The sequence below is a fragment of the Actinoalloteichus fjordicus genome, assembly GCF_001941625.1.
GTDB lineage: Bacteria > Actinomycetota > Actinomycetes > Mycobacteriales > Pseudonocardiaceae > Actinoalloteichus_A > Actinoalloteichus_A fjordicus.
In genome coordinates this window covers 6,616,334-6,638,604 of sequence record NZ_CP016076.1, presented here as the reverse complement: position 1 = coordinate 6,638,604, position 22,271 = coordinate 6,616,334, and the positions used below count along the sequence as shown (strand labels likewise).

Sequence of the window (22,271 nt, the reverse complement as noted above, 5' to 3'; positions counted from 1 at the left end):
CCATGCAAGGAACATCACCGTCGTTCGGCACGCCTGCCGCCCGTGCTTTCCACGCCTGGCCGAGAGATCCCTAGTCAGGTGCAGCGGAATGGCGTCTTGCCGGTGTGCGCGACCCGTGCAGAGAATTCAGTGTCCGTCTTCTTCGTACTCGTCTCAGGCGGTGCAGATGCCCATGGCCAGACGTGTTCACCGACAACGGATCGGGCTGCTGCTCCTCGCGGCGGCCGTCTCTCTCGCCACCACCCCTGCCGCCGTCGCCGTGGCGGACTCCGCCGTCGACCAGCCGGGGGTCGGGGATCAGATGCTGCTCCTTCAGGTGCCGGTCGGCGACCAGTCGCACACCGCCCTCGCCGAGCGGCTCGCTCACGAGGGCTTCGAGGTGGTCGGGCGCGAGGGCGATCACCTGGTCGTCCTCGGCGTCGCCGAGGACGCCGACGAGCTGGCGGCGACGGGCCTCGAGCCGATTCGGACCGATCCTGCCGCGCCTGCCGCACTGCCGCTTTCGGAGGGCGAGCATCCGCTGCCCGACCGACTTGGCGGCCGGGAGTATCCGACGTTCTACGGCGGCTACCGGACCGTCGCCGGTCATCAGCGGTTCGCCGACGATGTCGCCGCCGCCTATCCGGACCTGGTCCGCAAGGTCGAGTACGGCGACTCGTGGCGGCGACAGCAGGACTGGTCGACGGGCCACGAACTCACCGCGCTGTGCATCACCGCCGACGCGGCCGATCACTGTGCCCTGGACCCGGACTCGCCGAGGCCGAGGTTCCTGCTGCTGGGTCAGATCCACGCGCGAGAACTCACGACCAGCGAGCTCACCTGGCGGTTCATCACCGAGCTCCTCGACGGTCATCGACGGGACGCCGAGATCACCACGCTGCTCGCAGGCACCGAGATCTGGGTGGTCCCGCAGATCAATCCCGACGGCGTCACCGTCGTCGAGGACGGCATCGAGGAGGTCGGCCTCGGGTCGAGCAGCCCGGCCTGGCAGCGCAAGAACGTCGACCACGCCAACAACGTCGCGGAGTGCGGGACGGGCAGCTCCTGGTCGTCCAATCACGACGGCATCGACCTGAATCGCAACTGGGACACCCGCTGGGGCGGCGTCGGCACCAGCCCGAACCCCTGTGGACAGACCTATCCCGGCCCGGCGGGCAACTCCGAACCGGAGACCGACCAGCTCGCCACGCTGATCGAGAGCCTCTTTCCCGACCAGCGTGGTCCCGGCGAGGACGACGCCGCGCCGCAGACCACCACCGGCACCATGATCACCCTGCACTCCACCGGCGATCTGGTGCTCTTCCCCTGGGGGCACGACGCGGCACAGCAGGCGCCCAACGACGCGGGACTGCGGTCGCTGGGCTTCCGGCTCAGCCACTTCAACGGCTACACCACCGGCCAGCCGCCCGAGGTGCTCTACGCGGTCACCGGGGCCACCGACGACTGGACCTACGACACCCTGGGCATCGCCTCCTACACCTTCGAGATCGGCTCCTCGGCCTCGGGATGTCCCGGATTCCACGCGGCCTACTCGTGCCAGGACATGTTCTGGGATCTCAATCGGGACGCGCTGCTGTACGCGGCGAAGACGGCGCGGCAGCCCTACGCGCTCTCGCTGGGGCCGACGGTGTCGGAGGTGACGAGCACGAGGGCGCTGGGCCGGTGGGCCTCGGTCCACGCCACGGCCGACGACGACGCCTACGGGGAGGTCGGCGTCGACCGACCGGCCGCGCAGGACGTGGTGGCCGCCGAGGTCTACCTGGACGCGCCGCCGTGGGCGGGCGGCACTCCGCAGCCCATCGGGGTGCAGGGCTCCGGCGCCGAGGTGGAGCTGGGCGGTGTCATCAGCATCGCCGGGCTGCCCGCCGGGAGGCATCCGATCCACGTCCGAGCCCAGGACGCCGACGGGAACTGGGGCCCGGTCACCTCGGCGTGGCTGGCGGGCTCCTGAGAGCGTGTCTTTAATCCCCACTTTCCTGTTGCGCGGGGCAGGCGCGGCGATCTGCGGCGTTGTCGTCAGTCAACATAACTCCGTCATGTTTCTTTCCTCCGCCTCAGCTCATCCACGCTGATCCCCGCTCACGACTCCAGGGGGATCAAGGACAGGCTCTCAGGGCGGTCGCGAGGAAGGACCGAGTGTCGGACGGAGCCAGCGCCATCGCCCGCAGGTGGTCGAAGGCGTTGCGGAACCGTTGCACCTCCGCGGCGTCCTCGACGGCGACACTGCCTGCGACGTTGTCCAGCAGGACCACGCCGGGGTCGGGCGCAGGCAGACCCAACCACGCGAAGGGGCTCCCGATCGCGGGATGCGGTCCCGCCGAGAACGGCAGCACCTGAAGGGTGATGTTCGGATGATCGGCGAACTCCAGCAGGGCCGCCGTCTGCTCTTGCCAGGCTCGGCCCGTCACGATGCGCGGGCGCAGCGCCGCCTCGTCCATGATTGCCCAGAGGGTCGACGGTCCGGTCAGGAGGCGCTGTCTGCGCGCCAGGCGCAGGGAGATCCTCGCGTGTGCCGTCGCCTCGGGGACCCGCGGAATCCACGACTCCACCAGCGCCCGGACGTAGCCCTCGGTCTGCAACAGGCCGGGAACGACGTCGATCTCGAAATTCCGGACTTCGCTGGCGTCCGATTCCAGTTCGAGGAAGTCCCGGAAGGCGCCCGTGGCGCCTGCCGCATAGGGCTGCCACCAGTCGGGCTCGCCGAGTCTCGCGGCGATCCCCACCAGGACGGCCTCCTGCTCCGCAGTGGCCCGGTAGAGAGCGCAGAGCGCACGGACCTCGGTGACGCTCAACGACGTCGTCCCGTTCTCCTTCCGCCGCGCCGTGCTGCGTGACCAGCCCATCTCCGCCATGACCTGCTCGATCTCGATGCCGGTGTCATTCCGCATCCGGTGAAGCCGTGCACACAGTCTCCGGTGTCGGATCGTCGGTCGCCCTTTCATGGCGCGCACGATAGTCCGCTGTCGATCACGCCAGACGACCATGATCAATAAGCGGGCGCGGACACCGCCCACGCAGGCGGACGCGGACCGCCGCTGCTCACTGCGACCACCACGACCAGCGCTGTTCGTCTCGTGGCAGCGACCGTCGATGCTCGACCGACAGCAGCTCTGCCTTCGACGGCGTCGACGAGCCCGCCCGGCCTCCCCGCGTCGCCTCCGCCGACTCCGCCGCCGGACGTCGACCACCCTCTGCCGTCGAGAAGTCGTCGGACTGTTCGTCGACGCCGTCGGCGTCCGCCAGGTCGTCGGCATCCGACTCGGTGAGCTGTCGTGCCGCGAGCCGCAGACCGAGGAGTCCGTTGCGACCGGGAGAGGCCGCCGCCCACTCCGTGATCGTCGACTCGCCGGCCACGCGGAGTCGGGACCAGCCCGACTTGCCCAGGGTCGCCGCGGCCTCGCGGGCGACCTCGTCCGGCGGACCCGGCCTGCTGCCGAGGTCCATGGTCACCGCGAAAGTCCGCCCGTCGGCCGACTCGGTGCGCAGGATCGTCGCCCTGCTCGCCAGCCTGCTCGCCACGGCGCGGGCCTGCCAATGGGCGCCCGCCTGCCGCTCGGCCTGGACCTCCACGCGCAGCCGCACCGTCGATGCGACCGCAGGCGTCTCGTCCTGGTCGACGCTGGGGAAGCCGAACCCGGCCTCGGAGTCCGCAGGACGGTCCGGCTCGACGTCGGGCAGCGCGCTGTCATCGGACCACGCCTCCACCAGCAGCCGTTCGCCCGAGGGCACGATGGCGCCGAGCAGTTCGGGATCGTCCAGGACGGTCCAGGCCGTCGGCGGCTCGCAGGAGACCCGACTGGTGCCGTACTCGGGACCGAGTCGGCGCAGGAACCGGCGGATCGCCCGGCTCAGGGTGACGCTCTCGTCGTCGCCCGCCGTCACGTCCGCCGGTCTGCGGATCGTGACCGACCAGCAGCCCGGCTCCTCGGCCGAGCAGTCTCCTGACTCGACGATCCGGCCGCCGACCAGGGACAGCAGGCCCTGGCAGGCCGCACGAGCCCGCCGGTCGTCCTCGACGCCGACCACCACGGTGATGAGCAGTTCGAATCGGTCCTCGCCCATTGGACCAGGATTCTCCCCCACCACTACCGGCCACCGGAACCGCACCGGCCAAGGGGTAATCGCAGTGTGATCCCACTCTTTCGGGTGAACTTCGATCATGGACGGTAATCATTCGACGTGGCATCGTGCGTCGAGCTGGGCTGTTAGAGCCTGTCTTCGGTCCCTCTGGAGTCGTGAGCGGGGATCGGCGTGAATGAGCTGCCAGGCGGAGGAGAGAGCCATGGCGGAGCCATGGTGACCGACGACAACGCCGCAGATCGCCGCGTCGGCCCCGCGCAACTCCGAAAGCCAGGGATCGAAGAACCGTTCTCAAGAGAATCGTGGGGCGACCGGACGGCTGCGTGGGTGACGGCGACCGATCATTCGACCAGGCGTCATCCCCGGAGGACGCTCACCGAGAGTCCGTCGCCCAGCGGCAGCACTGTGGACTGGAGCCGGGGGTCGCCCGCGATCCGCTCCGCGAAGACCCGTACGGCGGCCGCCCGCTCGTCGACCCCTTCGCCGGTCGAGGCGGCCACGGCCCCTCGACGGAACAGGTTGTCGGCGATCAGCAGGCCGCCGGGGCGCAGCAGCGGCAGGCACCGATCGAGGTAGTCCGGGTACTCGGTCTTGTCCGCGTCGATGAACACGGCGTCGTACGGGCCGGTGAGCGTGCCCAGCGTGTCGAGGGCCGCGCCGACGTGCACGGTGACCTTCGAGCCGAGCCCGGCCCGTTCGAACCACTCTCGGGCGGCTTCGGCATGCGCGGGGGAGAGCTCCAGGGTGTCCAGCGTGCCGTCCGCAGGCAGCGCCCGGCCGATCCACACGCCGCTGTAGCCGAACAGCGTGCCGATCTCCAGCACTCGCCGGGCGCCTGCGGCCATCAGCAGAGTGGTCAGCGCCGCGCCCGCCTCGGCCTGGATCTGGATCTTCGGCGCGCGGGCCGCGATGTCGGCTCGCAGCGCGGTCAGCAGTTCGTCCTCGGCCCAGAATCGGTCCGCCCAGAAATCGGTGTCGCCGTTCGGCTCCGTCATCAGCACATCCTCGTTCCCGCCGTCGCGCCCGCCCCCCTGCCCTCGGCGGTCGGATCGCGCCGTCGACGATACGTCGGGACGCAGGCGTCGTGCTCGATTCGGCGGGCGTGCGACGGCTCGGGCAGCGAGGCAGACGCCGCGCTGCGGGGGTTCCGGCAGGGGCGGCTCCCGGCGCGCCTCGATTGCCTGCTGCGGAGCGCGTTCGGCCCGCGCACGCCCGCTGCCGTCGACCGGCGGCGGGCGCCGGGACGTAGCGGGGCGCCTGCTTGATCGGACGCCTGGCGATCGGACGCCGCGCCTGGTCTCGGCAATCGCGGCCTTCGCCGAGACCGGTGACCGGCGGTCGCCGTGCGGGCCGGTAGCCGACCCGCACGGCGTGCGCTCAGCTCGACACGTAGACGCTGCCGTCGATCCGGCCGTCCTGACACACCGGACCGAGCTCCCAGTCCACGTTCAGCGAGTCGGTCTCATCGGGCGGGATCACCCGGATGCTGGTCGGCTCCGTCCCGCAGTCACCCTCGGGCTCCTCCTCCTCGCCGGGAACCACGCCCCAGTGCAGCAGCTTGGTCGCGTGTTCCCCCGGCGCCAGCTCGACGAGCGTCGGGGCAGGGTCGGCGACCCGTTCGAGCTGCGTCGGCAGCGCAGTCCCGTCCGTGTCGACGAGTTCGAGACCGCCGTATCCGTAGATCGCGCATGGTTCATCGCCGTCATTGGTCAGGATCAGGTTCGCGTAGCGGTTGCCCGCCGCCGAGTCCAAGGACTCCAAGGAGCCGCTGAGACCGCCTGCGTGACAACGATCCGGCTCGTCGGCCGCCCGTGAGGACTCCGGCCTCTCGACATCCCCACCGGTCGCCGGGGCGGACTCGGACGGGGGACTCGTCTCGGCCTGGCTCGTCTCGGACGGCTCGGTGGTCGGCGCGGCGTCTGTCGTCTCCGTCGCAGCCATCGAGTCGTCCTCGCCCTGATTCTGGGTCGACTCCTGGCCGCATCCTGCGACGCCGAACAGTGCGGCACAGGTCAGCGCGGACAGCCACAGCGTCCTGCTCGTGAAAGCCAACGGGATCACCTCCTGGCCACCGCGTCGCTGCGGCGGCGATTCGTCGGAGTGCATTGATCGGCGCCTGCCCAGAAGACGGGACAGACCCGGCCGAGGTTGTCTCGGCCACCGACCGATCATCCGGAACGAGTAGGGATCGCGCAGCGCGAGCGGTGACGGACGGCCGGCTTGCGCGCGGCGGAACGAGTCGATCGTCGCTGTTCTCGGCGGCGGTGCGGCGTCCGACGGCGACCGGCCGGGCGGGGGGAAAGCAGCGCGCAGCAACCGATCGAGCCGCAGCCCGGCAGCGAAGGCGCCCAGGCGGCGGACGCGGCGTCCGCCCGTCCTCGCCGCCCGTCCGTCGGTTCGGTCAGTCCGCCAGCTCCGGCGGGAACCCGCCGGTGGCGACCGGCCCCCAGCGCTGCGGCGTGATGCGGACCAGCGACTTGCCCTGATCGACCATGGCCTGTCGGTATTCCGCCCAGTCCGGATGCTCGCCCGCGACGGATCGGAAGTACTCGACGAGCGGCTCCACCGACTCCGGGATGTCGAGGACCTCTGCGGTGCCGTCCACCTGAACCCACGGCCCGTTGAAGTCCTGCGACAGCGCCACCAGGCTCGCGGCGGCCGATCGCCGCAGATTGCGGGATTTGGCTCGCTGCGGGTAGGTGGAGACGACGATCCGCCCCGCCTCGTCGACGCCGTAGGTCACCGGCGACGCCTGGGGACGACCGTCCGAACGGCTGGTGATGAGCAGGCCCTGATGGCGGGCGCGGAGGAATTCCAGCAGCTGCGGCAGTTCGACGATGTCCGTGGTGGCGATCTGACGAGGCATGGGGCGAGTCTAGCCGGCGGGACGCGATGGCGAGCGAGGGAGAAGACCGGGCGGCAGGCCACGGCGCAGAGCTGTCACCGGGTCGTCGCGGCCTCGGATCCGGCTCGGCGGCAGGCAGGCGTGCCGGCGGCAGGTGGCGCGGCGAGGCGGCTGGGCACGGGCGGACGGGACCGCAGCGGCGCGGGCTCGGGGCGACCCGGCTCGACGCAACAGGTCACGGCGCCGTCGAACTCGCGATCAGGTCTCATGACGGGTGCTGATCGGCGCGGGCTGCCGAGCTGAGGGCGTCGATCATCGCGTGCACCGGCCGGTTCCCCACGTCGTGGACGACCCGGAGCCGCCGACCCGCGCTTACGGCCACGTGCCTGCCACCAGCGAACCCGAGACGACCAACTCCTCGATGTCCACCGGGTCTGACGGCGGACCGAAGAGCTCCCCGTAACCCAGCTCGCAGCCCATCGTCCGCAACCTGCGTGCCTGCGCAGCGTCGTCGACGTCGCTGGCGATGACGGCCGGACCCAGCCTGCGGAACATCGCGACCATGCTGCGGAGGGCGAACTGGTCTACCGCGTCGGACCCCGCATGGGGATCGCGCGCGGGCCCGCCGGACACCAGGACCGCCTCGACGGGCAGCAGCCGCAGCCGGGAGAGCATCCGTCCCATTGTGCCGAGCCCGCCGACGGTGAGGCGGACGCCCAGCTCCGCCAGGATCGACCAGGTGTCCAGCGGCTCTCCGGTGTCCGCGAAGGCGGCTCCGGCGGGCACCTCCAGCCGGAGACTCGCCGCAGGCAGTCCGGTTTCCGCCAGGATGGTTCGCACGTCGCGCACCAGGTCCTGATCCCGAACCTGCCGGTCCACCAGGGTGATGCTCACCGTCGGCGTGGTGCCGAGGCTCTCGCGCCAGCGCTGCGCCTGCTCGCAGGCCTGCCGCAGGAGCCAGCGACCGTAGGCCACCACCTGCCCGGCGTCGGATGCCAGCCCGACGAAATCCTCCTGCGACAACAGGCCGAACTCCACGTGATCCCAGCGGGCGACGGCCCGCACACTCGTCAGCCGCCCGTCGCACAGCCGCACCACCGGCTGATAGTCGAGATAGAACTCGTTGTCGCGCAGGGCGGCGGGCATCGTGGCCGCGAGCCGGGAACGGCGGTGTCCGGCCTGGTCACGCTCCGGGTCATAGAGCGCCCACTGCGCACGGCCCTCCTCTTTGGCTGTCCGCAACGTCAGATCGCCCGCCCGGATCAGCTCCAGGGGACTCACCTCGGCGGCGGGGCGCTCCACCACGCCGACGCTCACCGACACCGACACGTCCTGCGAGCACACCTGCATCGGCTCGGTGAGACTGCGGAGCAGGTGCTCGACGCGTTCGATGACCGGGGCCGTTCCGCGAGTGTTCGGGATCAGCACCACGAATTCGTCGGCGCTGATCCTGGCCACCAGCTCGTCGGTCGTTCCCACCCCGGCGGCAAGCCGACCCGCCACCTTGCGGAGCACCTCGTCGCCGACGTCGTAACCGAGTCCGTCGTTGATCAGCCGGAAGCCGTCGAGCCCGAAGTAGCACAGTGCCAGTCGTCCGTCGGGCAGCAGTGATCCCAGGATGGTCTCCATCTGCGAGACCAGGACCGATCGGTTGGCCAGTCCGGTCAACGGGTCCACCATGAGCTGCCTGCGGATCATCTCCTGATTGAGAAACGACTGGGTGCAGTCCTCGATGAACAGCACGAGCTGGTCTGGCCGCCCTTGCTTGTCCCTGATCAACGAGCCGGTGACCCGAGTCCACACCGGCTGTTCGCCGTCGATCAGGAACCGCAGTGCCGAGCGGAACTTGTCGCACAGTCCGGTGCTCAGCGCGGCCAGGTGCTCGCCTGCACCGGGCAGATCCTCCGGGTGGATCAGGGCGTGGATGTCGTGTCCGATCAGCTCCGACGCGCGGGTGCCGAACAACTCCTCCAACGCGGAGTTGGCCGTCTGGACCCGCCCCGTGATGTCGAGCGTCGCCACCCCGGTCGCGCACCCTTCGACGGCGGTCCGGAAGCGTGCGTCGCTCTCCTGAAGCATGGCGTCGCTCCGCTGGCGTTCCAGCATCATCGAGACCTTGAGGTCCTCCTGCTGCCGCAGGACGTGATCCTGGAGGGCGGCGGCATACCCGGCGGCCAGAGCGCTGATCAGCGCGGTCAGCCGCGCCCCCACCTCGCGCTCGCCGAGGTGCGGGGGCGGGCTCAGGCAGGGCCGCAGCCGGGTGCCCAATACGCGGAGCGTGTTCTCCAGGGTCGTCGAGTCGGTGAAGTGGGCGTCGATCAGCGCGGTGCCGATCCGCCTGCCCTCCTCCGGGGTGAAGGGCTCCCGCCGCAGGGCGGCCTGCAGTCGGTGGGCGAAGCGCGACAGCAGGTCCTCGGTGTCCTGACGGGTCATCGCGACGTAGCTGGTCCGGAATACCGAGGCCGCCCAGTCGTGGGCGAACTCCGCCAGCGCCGGGCTCCGCCGATCGACCGACCTGGTCTCGTGAACGAGGGAGGTGCTCAGCTCGTCGGTCACCCGGACGGCTCCGTTCGCGGCGCCGCCGTCGGCTGGGGGTGGACCTCCTGCCCTCGGTGCGCCCTCGCCCTCGCCGCCGATGACATCGCTGCCCCCGTCGGCACCGGGTGCTCGCCTGAGTCCATGAGGTAACCAATTCAGCTGCTGGGTCACGGTAAGCCTCGCAGTGCGCTTCCTCGGTCTGCCAGTTGATTCTTACAGCAATAAGACCGGGTTGTGCGACCGGGGCGTTACAGTCAGTGCGCTTCATGGAAACTGTACCGATTTTTCGGGCCCGGGTTCAGCCCTTGATGCCGACTACCAGATAACCCAACGCCGCGACATGCTCCAGACCGGTGATCTCGTCCTGGTCGTGTACCCAGGACATGCCGTCGCTCGCACCGCCCACGGGAGTGAATCCGCTCAACAGCGCCTCGATCTCCGCCCGCGTTCTGATCACCACCGGAGTCGGCGTGTCGTGATAGAGCTTCGCGAATCGACCCATCTCGTCCGGCCGATGGTCGGCGGTGAGATGGGTGTACGCGAAGACGCTGCCGGGAGCCAGCGCGTCGTGATACCGGGACAGGAAACCGGTCGGGCGGTCGGCGGCGGGGATGAAGTGCAACAGGGCCGTCATCAGCAGCGCCACCGGGCGACTCAGGTCCAGTAAACCGCTCGCGGCGGCCGCGTCGAGGATGAGCTCCGGATCGCGGACGTCCGCTTCGACGATCATCGTGCGGTCGTTGCCCGCCAGCAGAAGCCTGCTCTGCCCGACGGTGAGCGGCTCATTGTCGACGTAGACGACTCGACTGTCGTCGACGAGCCGCTGGGCCACCTCGTGGGTGTTGCCGACGGTCGGAATACCGGAGCCGATGTCGAGGAACTGTCGGATTCCGCCTGCGATGAAGTGATGCACGAGACTGCGGCCGAGCAGACGGTTGTAGATGCACAGATCTCGAATCTCGGGCATCACCCGGATCGCATGGCGAGCGAACTCCCGGTCGGCGGCGAAGTTTCGGCTGCCGCCCAGGTAGAAGTCATACACCCGGGCGGCGTTGGGCATCTCCAGCGTCACCGGAAACGGAGTTCTCGTCTGCCGGGTCATGAACCACCTCGTGCCGTGCCGTCGTCGAGTGGAAGATTACCGAGCCTCCACTCGACGACGCTCAGCGCCCTGTGGTCCCCATCACTTTCGGTACAGATCGGCGATCTCGGCCGCGTAGTCCTTCGCGATCGCGGCCCGCCGCAGCTTGAGCGAGGGGGTGATGTGTCCGTCGGCAATGGTGAAGTCCGTGTGCAGGATGCGGAACTTGCGTACCGACTCGGCCCGGGAGACCCGCTCGTTGCCCGCGTCGACGGCCTCTTGCACGGCGGCGATCAGATCGACGTCGTCCGCCAGGTCGGCGACCGTGGCATCGGCGGGCTTGTCGTTCTCCGACTTCCACTGCGGAAGTGACTCCGCGTCGACGGTGATCAGCGCGGCGATGAACGGCTTGCCGTCCCCGACGACCAGAGCCTGGCTGACCAGCGGGTGTGCCCGGATGACGTCCTCGATGCCTGCCGGGGCGACGTTCTTGCCGCCCGCGGTCACCAGGATCTCCTTCTTCCGGCCGGTGATGCGCAGGTAGCCCTCGGAGTCCAGCTCGCCGAGGTCGCCGGTGGCGAACCAGCCGTCGCTGAACGCCTCGGCGGAGGCCGTCGGGTTGTTCCAGTACTGCGGGAAGACGACTCCGCCCTTGATCAGGATCTCGCCGTCCTCCGCGATGCGGATCGCGTTGCCGGGCAGCGGCTGGCCGACCGTGCCGAGCTTGATCTTCTCCGGCGAGTTCACCGCGGCGGCCGCCGTCGTCTCGGTGAGGCCGTAGCCCTCGAAGACGAGCAGGCCGATCCCACGGTAGAAATGGCTGAGGCGTTCGCCGAGCGGGGCTCCGCCGGAGATGGCGTAACGCACCCGGCCGCCGAGCACCGCCCGCAGCTTGCTGAACACGAGCTTGTCGAACAGCAGGTGCCTGGCCTTGAGCAGGAGGTTCGGCCTGCCCGCGTCCAACGCCTTGCTGTAGGCGATGGCGGTCTTCGCGGCCAGGTCGAAGATCCGGCCCTTGCCCTCGGACCGTGCCTTCTGGCTTGCGCGGTTGAACACGCGCTCGAAGACGTGAGGAACCGAGAGGATGAAGGAGGGTCTGAAGGTCTGCAAATCCGAGGTCAGCTCGGTGATGTCGGGGGCGTGCGCGGTGTGCACCCGTGCCCGCACGACGGCGACCTGCACCATGCGGCCGAACACGTGTGCGACGGGCAGGAACAGCAGGGTGGAGGGCACCGGTCCTTCCGGGGACTGGTTCACGAAGAGCTGCGGCAGGCGGGCGATCGCGTTGTCGACCTCCGCGTAGAAGTTCGCGTGGGTCAGGACACAGCCCTTCGGCCGTCCGGTCGTCCCGGAGGTGTAGATGATCGTGGCCGGGTCGTCCGCCTTGGCGGCCGACCGGCGCTGTTCCACCTCGTCGTCGGCGATCTCGCGGCCCGCCTCGACGATCGCCTCCACCGCGCCTGACTCGATCTGCCACACCGTCTTCAACGCGGTGGCGTCTGCCCGAGCGGCCTCGACGTCGTCGGCGTTCGCCTGGTTCTCCACCACGGCGGCGACCGCGCCGGAGTCGGCCAGAATCCAGGCGATCTGATCGCGCGCGGACGTCGCGTACACGGGCACGGTGATCGCCCCCGCCGCCCAGATCGCGTAGTCGAGCAGCGTCCACTCGTAGCGGGTCCTGGCCAGCAGCGCGACGCGGTCGCCTGACTTGATGCCCGAGGCGATCAGGCCCTTGGCCGTCGCGGTGACCTCGTCGCGGAACTGGCTGGTGGTGACGTCTGCCCAGGTGCCGTCGCTCTGCTTACGCCCGAACACCACCTGTGTCGGAGCCTCGGCGGCGTTGACGTAGACCATGTCGGCCAGTCCGCCTCCCGGCTGCGTCGTTACCAAGGGAGGGACACTGAACTCGGTCACGACGGCTCCTTAGATGACGGATGAGGTCCTGTCTGGTCGCTTCAGGAGACATCCTGCCTCCCGACTACCCGATGCCGGTTCTCATCACGTGAACGCGATGAGTCCGTATCGTGTCGGTTCCTCGAGGCCTGGGCAAGGGGCTCACACCGCTCGGTGTGGCATGGATGCATGACCGTTGCCTTGGACGAGGCTGCCAGGCGGCCCGTGACGGCCGAGCGACGGTCCGGCGAGGCTTTCGGGGACGTCGCTGGTGGCGGGCGGGCACGTTCCGGCAGACCTTGACCACAACCGCCCCACGGCTGGTGAACCCGCGACATAATGTGCGCCTCAGATCAACTTCGGGGGTGGTCACATGCCGATGTCCAGGTCCGGCGGAACAATGCTGTACGCGAGCCTGCCGAGAGGACTGCCGTGCTGGGTCGACCTCTGCTCCACTGAGCCGTCGGCCGCGTTGGACTTCTACGCGACGCTGTTCGACTGGGAGTATCAGACGCAGTCGGCCGAGCAGGGCGGCGCGGGCGACGACTACTTCGTGGCGACGCGGGACGGCATCCCGGTCGGTGGCATCTCCGCCCGCCGCGAGGCCGCGTCGAGCTGGGTGCTCCACCTCGCCACCCAGCGGCTCACCGAGGCCTCCTCGACCGCGCAGCGACTCGGGGCGCAGGTCCTGCGGAAGGAAGAGGAGCTCGGCGCACTGGGTCGCCGTGTCGTACTGCGTGACTCGAGCCTCGCCGAGATCGCGCTGTTACAGGCGGGCAACGGCTGGCAGTTCGAGGTGGGCAGGCCGGGATCGTTGATCTGGGCCGAGCTGATCACCAACCGGGTTCGATTCGCCGATCACTTCTACGAGACGCTCTTCGAGTACGAGACCAGGGAGTTCGGCGACAGCAGGCGCTCCGACTTCGTCGTCTGGTACGTCGGCGGCGACTCCGTGCTGGCTCGCGTGCGGATGGTCAAGGACACCGGTCCGCAGACGGAGCCGCATTGGCTCGTGTACTTCGGGGTCGATCCGGCCGTCGGGGTGGATCAGACGGTCGCACAGGCCAGGTCGCTCGGCGCCGAACTCAGGGTCGACCCCTTCGATTCCGCGTACGGGCGGATCGCGGTGCTCCGCGACGTCACCGGCGCCCGTTTCGGGCTGATCGATCCCGGTGAGGCGACGGGCCATGAGACGGCGGCCATCTACGACCCGTACGACGACTGACGGACCCGCGTCGACGACGAGCCAGCTCGCGGCTCGCGGCGGGTGCCTACCGGCCTGTCGAGCAGGCCTACCCTGCCGCCCCGGCCGGTCGTGATGCCGCCGACCGGGATCGCGGGCCGGGTCCGGCGGACCGCGCCGGGCACGAGTCGGGCCCGGTTCAGAACAGGCTGACCCAGTAGCTCCAGAACGACTGAATCACCAGGGCGACGATCACCAGCGACCAGGTCAGCATCACGACATGGCGATAGTCGACCAGCGCGCGCCCGACCGCGCCGAGCGGCAGCCTGCCCGCGCGGATGTTGGCCACCGTCGTATACCAGAAGATCGGCAGCATGACCGCCCACACGACCATGCAGTACGGGCACAGTGCCCTGATCTCGAAGAGGCTCGCGAACATCAGCCAGTGCACGAACACCACGCCGAACACGGTGCCCGCCTGGAGGCCCAACCAGAACCAGCGGCGGAATCGGGCGCCCGCGAGCGCTGCTGCGCCGATCGTCGCCACCACGGGGAACGCCGCCACCCCGATGATCGGGTTGGGGAAGCCGAAGGCGGCGGCCTGCGGAGTGGTCATCACCGATCCGCAGCTCAGGACGTCATTGAGACTGCACGAGGGAATGTAGAGCGGGTCGATCAGCAGCTGGATCCGCTCGATGAGCAGGACGAAGGCGGCGGCGAACCCGATGACCCCGCCGATGGTGAGCAGCAGCGCCAGCCCACGTGAGGCGGCCTGGCCGACCGGCCGATCGGCCTGGGCGGCCGAGTCGTCGGGGTGGTCTTCTGGTGCGGTCGAATCGAGCGCGCCTGCCGCGCTCTCGTCCGCGAGCTGGTGAGCCACGCCCGCGATCCTAGTCCCGCCTCGACCATCGACGTTCGTGAACCGCGTGGTTGATGTCACGGTGTGTCACCATCCGCCCGCTGGATCGTTGTCCGACCATGCCCTGCCGCCGAGCCGGTCGCCGGACCGGCCACCGTCGGTGATCCACGCGGCGACGGCCCGGTTCCCCTTGATGCATCGCGCGGCGTTCTCGACGGCGTGCGATGCGGGTCAGCAGGCCTGCCGCGCCGACATCTCCTTCGTGTCGTCTCCCACGATCGAGCGATTCTTGTTCTGAACGGCCCCGCCGCACACGGCACGCGGGGGCTCCTGTCGTCCTCGATCGGCGGGTGCCCGTGCCGAGTGACCGCCGATGTCTCGGGGTGCGGCCGTCGTCGACGAAGAAGAGATGAACGCCGAATGGAGAATAGGATGAATAGTCGACGATAATCGTCCTTCGGAGTCGGCGGCGTAGCCGAGTCGGCCTAACGGCAATGCGCGCCTGCAGGCGCGCGACCTCCGTGCCGGGTGTGGTCGGGCGGTCCGCAAATCGCCGATCGAACCTTGAATACCGACCGGTAACGGCGGGCGTCAGCAGGCCGTGGGCACCTGTTCGACGGGGCCGAAGCCGGAACGTGATGCGAGTCACAGAAAGGCAACCTTGGTGGCCGATGGCACTGACCAGGCGTTCTGTCGGCCGCTTGGCCCTGTGTCGCAGGTCGGTAGGTCGAATTCGGTGGTTGGCTTCATCGCCGTCTGGCGGCTAAAGTGATCGAGTCCCCGGGGAGTTCTGACGTTTCAGGGAGTTGTTTCGGTGGGGAGCTTCATCTCGACCCAGCTTGTCCCCTTTTTGTTCATCATCGCACTTATTCTGATTTTCAGCGGAATTGTGGGCGTTGTACTCAGCTCGATGGGACCGCGAACGACGATCATGGCCTGTGCGGTCATCGCGTTCTCGTTCGGGTTCGTCGTGCCGATTCTGCCCCTGATCGCCTGCGCTGCCCTCGGTATCCCCTTCGGGTTCTTCGTCTACCGTCGTCGGATCGGGATGCCGCTTCGGCTGCCGATGGCGCTGCGCACCGCAGGCCGCTGATTCATCAGCTCGTGGCACAGGTGGTCCGACGGTCCTCTCTCGTCGGATGACCTGTGCCACTCTGTGTTCGTGATCTTCGCGTGCGACGTCGACACCGCTCGTCCGCTCCGGCGGCGACCGGCGGCGTCGTGCTCGTCGCCCGCCGCCACGCACTGCCGCGTCCTGTCGTCCGACACCCCGGTGGTGACCGACGATGCGCCTTGATCTCGCGCGATGCCGCAGGCGATTCGAGAGCTGTCTGATCGCGAGGCTGGGCACCATCGACGCGGTCGGTCGTCCCCAACTCGTGCCGGTGACCTTCACGATGATGGGGGAGTCGGTCTATCTGGCGGTCGACCAGAAGCCGAAGTCCACGAGGCAGCTCGCCAGGCTCCGCAACATCCGCAGACATCCGGCGGTGTCGCTTCTCGTCGACCACTATGAGCCGGACTGGTCTCAGCTGTGGTGGGTCCGCGTCGACGGGACGGCGCGGATCGAGGCCGAGCCCGCCGTGATGGCGACGCCGCTGCGCGCGCTGGCGGCGAAGTATCCGCAGTATCGGACGGACCCGCCTGCGGGGCCGGTGATCAGGATCGACGTCGATCACTGGTCCGGCTGGTCGGCACACTGAGCCCGCCTGCACCTGCCGTGCGCGGCTGCGCCACGCCTGCCGGGACCGGATACATGCTGATGTCCGGTCACGGCCGTGCCGCCGTCGAGGGGTGCCGCAATCCGGAAACCTGCCTGAACCGCCCCGGACCAAGGATGCACGCCCGGCCGAGTGCGCGGGCGAGGTCCGACTGAGGTTCGCCGTAGGCGGGACCGGCTCTGGTCGAATCGGCCGCAGTCGGAATCGGCCGCAGTCGGAATCGGGCACCGTCCCGAGCCCGCGCCGGGCAGGAGGAGTTCCCGCCGAGCGTCAGACGAGGAAACGGGGCTGCCCGGTTCGCGTGGCGCCGCCCGCCTCACGCCCGGAGCGCGAAGCCGCCCGCGCGGGCCCGAATGCCCGATCGGCACCCGAGGGCGCGCACGCGGCCTGACTAGTCCCCGCGCCGTACCGGGCCGAGGATCTCCTGTTCCTTCTTCGTCGTGATCAGGCGCAGCGGACGCCAGAGATTGTGGCCCAGCGCCACGACGCCGTCGTCCTTCAACGTCGTGAGCTGCTGCATCATCGGCGGCGGGAGCCGCCACACCCGAGCCGCGAGCTGCGCCTGACCGACCGGCATCCGCTGCAGCAGCACCAGATCGGCGGCGTTGGCGGTGGCGGTCGCGTTGGGGTGCAGATAGGGCAGCACGTACAGGGTCGTCTGCCAGGGAGACCGAGGCGGGAAGAGGTCGTGCGGCAGGTGTCCCTCGTCGTGCACCACGAGCAGCGGGGAGTCCTCGGTCGGCCGAGGCAGTTCGACGGGGCTGAGCCTGCGGATCTGCACCAGCGGCACCGGGCGACCGTCGGGAAGCTGCCCGGCCGCCCGCACCAGCATCTGCCAGGCGGCGGGTCTGCCCGTGGCGATCACCACGGAGGCACCGGTGGCCATCGCCCGCAGGGCGACCTGGCGGGCGAGATACAGACCGCCCACCATGACGACCCTGGTCGGTGCCGAGCGCAGCACCGAGATGGTCAGCGGCTCGCCCTTCATGCCGGAGCCCAGCACCATCCCGCCCCGGTCGCCGGAGGGGCTGACCGAGTCCAACATCGCGGGGGACACCAGGAACTCCGGTGCGACACCCGCGTCACCGCGCTGGCTGTAGGCGATGCGACTGCTGCTCATACCGTGCCTCCCAACGGCAGCGTGGCGGCGAAGCCGGGGACCTGGAGGCCCCGCAGCGGCGTCAGCGTCACGCCCAGCTTCCCGCTGAGCTGATTCAGCCTGGTGTGCGCCGCAGCCAGCTCGCTCGGCGTGCGGGCGCTGACCCGCACCAGCCCGCGCAGGCTGACCTGGCCCTCGTCCTCCGTCGGCGAGATGGACATCGTGACGGTCGAGGACAGCGCCCGGACCCCGGTCAGTGCGTTGAGGCTGTGTGCCGCTCGGCTCGGCCACGACGTCACGGCGTAGCTTGCGTGGCCCACGCCGCCTGCGGTGACACCCGCCCACCGCTCCCGAAGGCCGACCTTGACCTGGGCCCCCGCCACCGACTGAAGATTGGCGGTGGAGATGCCTGCACGAAGAAGTTCGTCGACGTCTAACGGACGAGTGGGCACCCCCTGGCCCTCCATCGCATTGCGCACTCGAGACAAGGCGCCGATGAGTGCCCGATGCGCACCGACCACGCCGCCGCCGCGCTCGGACACCGCGCTCTGGCACCGCCGGGGGTCCAGCCGCACCGCGACGAGCGTGCTGCGACGGGCGGCCGCGGGCAGCGGTCCGAGTACCTCCAGGTAGGAGTTCAGCGCAGGGGAGGTGGCGGGCAGCGACGCGCTGCCGGGGTAGCAGTGCCAGATCACCTGGATCGAGTCGAGGATCACACCCCGGTCCTCCAGGCACGGCGCCAGCGCGCCGAACGGCAGGTTCGGCGCCGCGCCGACGTGCGTCACCAGTGCCGGGGCGGGCTCGACCATCAGCACCGCGGTCCAGGCGCCGTCATGCCAGGCGAGGCCGAGCGGCCTGCGTTCGTGATCCTTGGCGTGCGCCACGACCAGATCGGGGATCACCAGCCGCAGCAGCGCGACCCTGGCGTCCTCCGGGCCCGTGACGGTCTTCTCCTCCGGCGCGGGCACCTCGCCGTCGGTCGGTGCGGGCGGCGTCACGACCCGGGAGTGCGGACGAGCGAGATAACGCAGCGTCAGTCCACTCCACTGCACCACCCATCGGCCACGCCACCGGGTGAACGCGATCGCCAGCGCCAGCACCAGCACCCCGGCCGAGACCGGCCAGAGGTCGATGTTGATCGCCATCACGAGCAGACCCACGGCGAGGCCGACTTCGAGCACCACCAGGTTGGCCACCGGCAGCGCGCCGAGGCTGGCGCCCACGGTCCGTTTGCGAGCCTTGCCGATCGGCCGGGCCGCGTTCCCGGGCGCGGGCCCTTGTCCTGGTCCTGGCGGAGCAGGACGCGCTGCTGCCGGATGCGGTGGTGTGGTCACGGACATGTGTTCGGTCTTCCCCTCGCTGACGCGTGACGGCGTGGGTGGTGTGGGGCGGTGCGAGCGTGATCGCCCGACAGCGGTGAAGCATGACGGGCTCACAGTGTGACAGCGGCTCCGGGCACGGCTTCTGCGCAATCCAGGCTCAGGCCGCGCCCGCGCCCGCTATTCTTCCGAACCGTACCGTGGACTAGAGAGCTGTAGGTTCGAAATGCCGTCAACACCTACCACCAAGTCCCAGGTCCAGGCTTATCGCTTCGTTTTGCGACGAATGCAGTCGGCGCTGGTGCGCAAGGACGCGGTGATGTTGCACGATCCGATGCGCACGCACATGCGTTCGGTCGGAGCCGGGGTCGCGCTGGCCGTGGTCGGCCTGCTCGGATTCCTCATCTTCGGGATCATCTCCCCGCGCGCGCAGCCGCCTGCCGCGGGCGCGGTGGTCGTGTCCGAACCGTCCGGCGGGGTCTACGTCGCGGTGGACAACGACGGGATGCAGCTCATCCCGATGACGAACATGGCCTCTGCCCGGCTGCTGCAGATGCAGCTCGGTGCCGACTCCAAGAGTGAGATGGAGGTCATCGGCGACGACGTCCTCGCCGACATTCCGCGCGGGCAGCTCACCGGACTGATCGGGGCCCCGGACTACATGCCGGGCTCGGACCGGCGCATCGTGCCGAGTTGGGGACTGTGCGACGTCGCCGAGTTGGACGCCAGCCACCCGGACGCGGAGGCGGTGGCCAGGCCGGAGACCACGGTCCTGGCGGGCGTCGAGGACATGCCCGGCACGCCGATGACGGACGAGCAGGCGCTGCTGGTCCACTCGGCGGAGAACGACCGGCACTACCTGGTCTATCGTCCGTCCGGCGACGACGGCGGCTCCCGGGGCGTGGTCCGGGCACCCATCGACGTGGAGAACGACCCGGTCGCGGCCGCGGCGGTGCTGAACTCCAACCCGACGCCGCGCGCCGTCAGCCTCGGTCTGCTGAACGCGATCCCCGAGGTAGGCGCCTTCCGCGCCCCGCAGATCCCGGGCGCGGGCAGCCCGCTGCCGAACCCGGTCCAGCTCAGCGACCAGTCGGACGCTCAGGTCGGGACGGTGGCGTTCTCCGAGACCGCTGCGGGCGCGCGGGGCTACTACGTCCTGTTGGCGGACGGCTACCAGCGGATCCCCGAGGGTGTCGCGGACCTGATCCGGGCCGATCAGGACCTCACCGTCGCGACGCCGGGCATCCAGTCCGATCAGCTCACTCAGATGGAGGAGTCCGAGAACCCGATCGACGTCGCGGACCTTCCCGAGCAGCTGCCGACGCCGGTCTCGTTCAGCGAGTCGGAGATGTCCTGCTTCACCTGGGACGGCTCGGACGGCCAGCGCATCGGTGTCACCCTGGGCGACGAGGTCGTGCTGCCGAAGTCCGATGAGGACAGTGACGTCGAGATGCGCGCCGTCTCGTTGTCCAGCAGCCCGGACGTGGACTACTTCTTCATGCCGCCCGGCAACGCCGCCGTGGTGCGTGCCGCCACCGGCGAGGAGGGCTTCGAGCGCGGGCCGCTGCACTTCGTCTCCGATCGAGGCGTGATCTATGGCATTCCGGACATGGCGCACGTGGTCGGGCTCGACCTGGCCGCCGAGGGCTCCACAGTGGACGCCGGGCCCGAGTCGATCCTCGGCCTGCTGCCCAGCGGCCCCCGACTCGACCAGGAGGACGTCAGCCGGGTCTACGACGCGGTGCCGTTCGACGGCAGCGGCGGTGACCGGATGATCCTCGGCCCCGAGGCCGGTCAGGCGGAGGAGACCGAGTCGGAAGAGGATCTGTTCGGCTTCTAGCTCGTGCGTGCGACCTGAGACGAGTGGACTGCGGCGGGCATCGATCCTTGACGAGAGGATCGGTGCCCGCCGTCGTGTGCGAGGCTTTCCGCCGCAGGTGGGGAACCGTTCGGCGTCACATTCCGTCTCAGGCGGGCAGCGACCGCGAATCACGATCATGACTTTCTGGGGGCGAGCCGTGTCCGACATCAGCATCGACATCGACTGGCTGAACAACTACGCGAAGAGCGTCAACAACGCCTCTGACGACTTCACGACCGCCGACGAGAGTCTCAACGAGGCACGGATCAGCGCGGAGAGCTTCGGCGAGCTGGGCGCGGAGGTCGGCACCGACGTCGCGTACGCGCGGGTGGCCGACCACCTCTACGAGCAGGCTCGACGCGGCTGCGAGGTGCTGGCCGCCGCAGCCGTCGGCCTGCGCAACGTGGTCACCCTGCATCAGACGCAGGACGAGGACGCCGCAAGTGAGTTCACCCGCACCGAACCGGCCTGATCACTCTCGAAAGGAGGTCGGTCGCCGTGCGACCCGACCAGTTCAGCCAGGACAGCGCCGCCGACGGCCGGTGGAGCCGAGCGACGGCCGACCGCGTCGCCGCTCCCGAACGAGGTGACTCCCTCGGTGCCCTCGGCGCGAGCCCGATCGCCCACCAGGGCAGGCTCGCCGCCCCCGCGCCTGCCGAGATCGCGCCGACCGGCCCGCCCGCTATCGGCGGGATCGGCGGGCCGGACGGCGAGCAGATCGCGGGCGGTGCGAGCAGCCACCTCGAGTACCTCTCCTGGATCAGCCGGGAGCTGGGCGTGCCCGACCCCGTTCAGGAGTATTTCGGTCCGGTCGTCGGCCGCTGGAACGACATGCACGAGCAGGCCGAACGGTGGCGCAGGACGGCCGAACTCGTCGACGACGTCGCCATCGACGTCGCGAGCCCGCTCGGCGGGATGGACGAGGGCTGGACCGGTGCCGACGCGGAGTCCTTCCGGGGCCACATCGACCAGTTCGGCCGCGCGACCACGTCGCTCTCGGAGACGATGGTGGCGCTCGGCGAGGCGCTGGACGCCACCGCCGACGGCATCCGCCAACTGGTGATGGACATGGTGGAGGTGCTTGCGCACGGCGCCGAGTCGGTATCCGAGGCGATGGTGCTCCCGCTGGAGGGCGAGCAGCGCGCGCGGAACTACCTGCAGGAGATGCAGGGCCCGGTGCTGGAGATGTTCGAGCTGGTCCGTGAGGTCCTTCAGGCGCTGGTGAGTGCCTGTGAGGGCTTCGAAGGCGAGAGCGCCTTCGCCGACATCGAGATGGCGCACACCTATCCCGGCGAGGACTGGAGCTTCGAGATGCCGACCGTCGGCGGCGGCGGTCCCGCTCCGGAGACGGCGCCTGCGGGTGCAGGCGGTGGCGGTGGCGGTGCGGGCGGCGGTGCAGGTGGCGGTGCAGGTGGCGGTGGTGTCGGCGGCGGAGCAGGCGGTGGTGTCGGGGGCGGCCTCGGCGGCGCGGGCGGCGGGCCGAGCGCGCCTGCGGCTCCGACGGGCACCGGCGCCTCGACCGGCGTCGCGGCGGTCTCCGGGGGCGCCCCGTCGTCCGTGGTCCCGAGCGCTGCCGGGGGCGGCGGCGCGGGCGGCGGAATGATGGGCGGGATGATGGGCGGCGGCGGAATGGGCGGCGGCGGCGCTCAGCAGAACGAGGACAAGGAACGCAAGAAGTCGTCCCGAGTGATCTCCGATGCCACCGAGCTGTTCGGCGAGCCGGAGGCCACCGTCGCGCCGGTCATCGGTGCCGACGACGACCTCCGCTGACGTCGGGACTGCGCTGACGTCG

The 22,271-nt window shown here is 69.8% G+C and carries 19 protein-coding genes; 8 read left to right on the top strand and 11 right to left on the bottom strand.

Translation table 11 applies throughout. The features are described from left to right. Positions 1-172 precede the first annotated feature (172 nt). Entirely contained in the window at positions 173-1,951 is a 1,779-nt protein-coding gene (locus UA74_RS28335; RefSeq protein ID WP_075765802.1) for a M14 family zinc carboxypeptidase, read from the top strand. A 145-nt stretch (positions 1,952-2,096) separates the two neighbouring features. Here the strand turns inward: UA74_RS28335 and UA74_RS28330 are convergent, their stop codons facing one another. The 8 genes from UA74_RS28330 to UA74_RS28295 form a co-directional block, all read right to left on the bottom strand. After that, positions 2,097-2,942: a helix-turn-helix domain-containing protein gene (locus UA74_RS28330; RefSeq protein WP_257787491.1), complete on the bottom strand. Its 846-nt coding sequence runs from the start codon at positions 2,940-2,942 to the stop codon at positions 2,097-2,099. A gap of 97 nt (positions 2,943-3,039) precedes the next feature. Next, a complete protein-coding gene (locus UA74_RS28325) occupies positions 3,040-4,062 on the bottom strand; it encodes a hypothetical protein (RefSeq protein ID WP_075742915.1) in 1,023 nt (340 codons plus the stop codon). A 374-nt stretch (positions 4,063-4,436) separates the two neighbouring features. Then, positions 4,437-5,075, bottom strand: a complete 639-nt coding sequence (locus tag UA74_RS28320) for an O-methyltransferase (protein ID WP_075744335.1) — start codon at positions 5,073-5,075, stop codon at positions 4,437-4,439. Positions 5,076-5,457: 382 nt separating this feature from the next. Further along, entirely contained in the window at positions 5,458-6,132 is a 675-nt protein-coding gene (locus UA74_RS28315) for a DUF4232 domain-containing protein (RefSeq protein ID WP_198042868.1), read from the bottom strand. 349 nt (positions 6,133-6,481) lie between these two features. Beyond that, positions 6,482-6,946: a PPOX class F420-dependent oxidoreductase gene (locus UA74_RS28310; RefSeq protein WP_075742914.1), complete on the bottom strand. Its 465-nt coding sequence runs from the start codon at positions 6,944-6,946 to the stop codon at positions 6,482-6,484. 351 nt (positions 6,947-7,297) lie between these two features. Further along, on the bottom strand, positions 7,298-9,481 hold the full coding sequence (locus UA74_RS28305) for a putative bifunctional diguanylate cyclase/phosphodiesterase (protein ID WP_075742913.1): 2,184 nt from the start codon (positions 9,479-9,481) through the stop codon (positions 7,298-7,300). A 280-nt stretch (positions 9,482-9,761) separates the two neighbouring features. Beyond that, a complete protein-coding gene (locus tag UA74_RS28300) occupies positions 9,762-10,565 on the bottom strand; it encodes an SAM-dependent methyltransferase (RefSeq protein WP_075742912.1) in 804 nt (267 codons plus the stop codon). A gap of 81 nt (positions 10,566-10,646) precedes the next feature. Next, positions 10,647-12,458, bottom strand: a complete 1,812-nt coding sequence (locus tag UA74_RS28295; protein ID WP_075742911.1) for an AMP-dependent synthetase/ligase — start codon at positions 12,456-12,458, stop codon at positions 10,647-10,649. 352 nt (positions 12,459-12,810) lie between these two features. On the opposite strand from UA74_RS28295, the gene UA74_RS28290 reads away from it, so the two are divergent. Further along, a complete protein-coding gene (locus tag UA74_RS28290) occupies positions 12,811-13,662 on the top strand; it encodes a VOC family protein (RefSeq protein WP_157434492.1) in 852 nt (283 codons plus the stop codon). A gap of 157 nt (positions 13,663-13,819) precedes the next feature. On the opposite strand, the gene UA74_RS28285 is transcribed toward UA74_RS28290, so the two are convergent. Further along, positions 13,820-14,500 carry a vitamin K epoxide reductase family protein gene (locus UA74_RS28285; protein ID WP_075742910.1) on the bottom strand — a complete coding sequence of 227 codons (681 nt, stop codon included), beginning with the start codon at positions 14,498-14,500 and terminating at the stop codon, positions 13,820-13,822. A 37-nt stretch (positions 14,501-14,537) separates the two neighbouring features. Here UA74_RS28285 and UA74_RS32550 point away from each other — a divergent pair, with 37 nt between their 5' ends. From UA74_RS32550 to UA74_RS28280, 3 genes are all read left to right on the top strand, one after another. Further along, complete coding sequence (locus UA74_RS32550) at positions 14,538-14,777, top strand: hypothetical protein (protein WP_157442340.1); 240 nt, start codon at positions 14,538-14,540, stop codon at positions 14,775-14,777. Positions 14,778-15,293: 516 nt separating this feature from the next. Beyond that, entirely contained in the window at positions 15,294-15,572 is a 279-nt protein-coding gene (locus tag UA74_RS32545; RefSeq protein ID WP_157434490.1) for a hypothetical protein, read from the top strand. 193 nt (positions 15,573-15,765) lie between these two features. Then, a complete protein-coding gene (locus tag UA74_RS28280; protein WP_075742909.1) occupies positions 15,766-16,182 on the top strand; it encodes a TIGR03668 family PPOX class F420-dependent oxidoreductase in 417 nt (138 codons plus the stop codon). A gap of 409 nt (positions 16,183-16,591) precedes the next feature. Here UA74_RS28280 and UA74_RS28275 read toward each other — a convergent pair whose 3' ends face one another. After that, positions 16,592-17,320 carry a hypothetical protein gene (locus UA74_RS28275; RefSeq protein WP_075742908.1) on the bottom strand — a complete coding sequence of 243 codons (729 nt, stop codon included), beginning with the start codon at positions 17,318-17,320 and terminating at the stop codon, positions 16,592-16,594. Further along, positions 17,317-18,495, bottom strand: a complete 1,179-nt coding sequence (eccE, locus tag UA74_RS28270; protein ID WP_075744332.1) for a type VII secretion protein EccE — start codon at positions 18,493-18,495, stop codon at positions 17,317-17,319. The genes UA74_RS28275 and eccE overlap by 4 nt, the downstream gene beginning before the upstream one ends. 349 nt (positions 18,496-18,844) lie before the next feature. On the opposite strand from eccE, the gene eccB reads away from it, so the two are divergent. From eccB to UA74_RS28255, 3 genes are all read left to right on the top strand, one after another. Next, the gene (gene eccB, locus UA74_RS28265) at positions 18,845-20,458 is read left to right on the top strand and encodes a type VII secretion protein EccB (protein ID WP_075765798.1); all 1,614 of its coding nucleotides are present in this window, start codon (positions 18,845-18,847) and stop codon (positions 20,456-20,458) included. Positions 20,459-20,615: 157 nt separating this feature from the next. Beyond that, positions 20,616-20,951: a hypothetical protein gene (locus tag UA74_RS28260; protein ID WP_157434489.1), complete on the top strand. Its 336-nt coding sequence runs from the start codon at positions 20,616-20,618 to the stop codon at positions 20,949-20,951. 26 nt (positions 20,952-20,977) lie between these two features. Then, positions 20,978-22,249: a WXG100 family type VII secretion target gene (locus UA74_RS28255; protein WP_232237526.1), complete on the top strand. Its 1,272-nt coding sequence runs from the start codon at positions 20,978-20,980 to the stop codon at positions 22,247-22,249. Positions 22,250-22,271 lie beyond the last annotated feature (22 nt).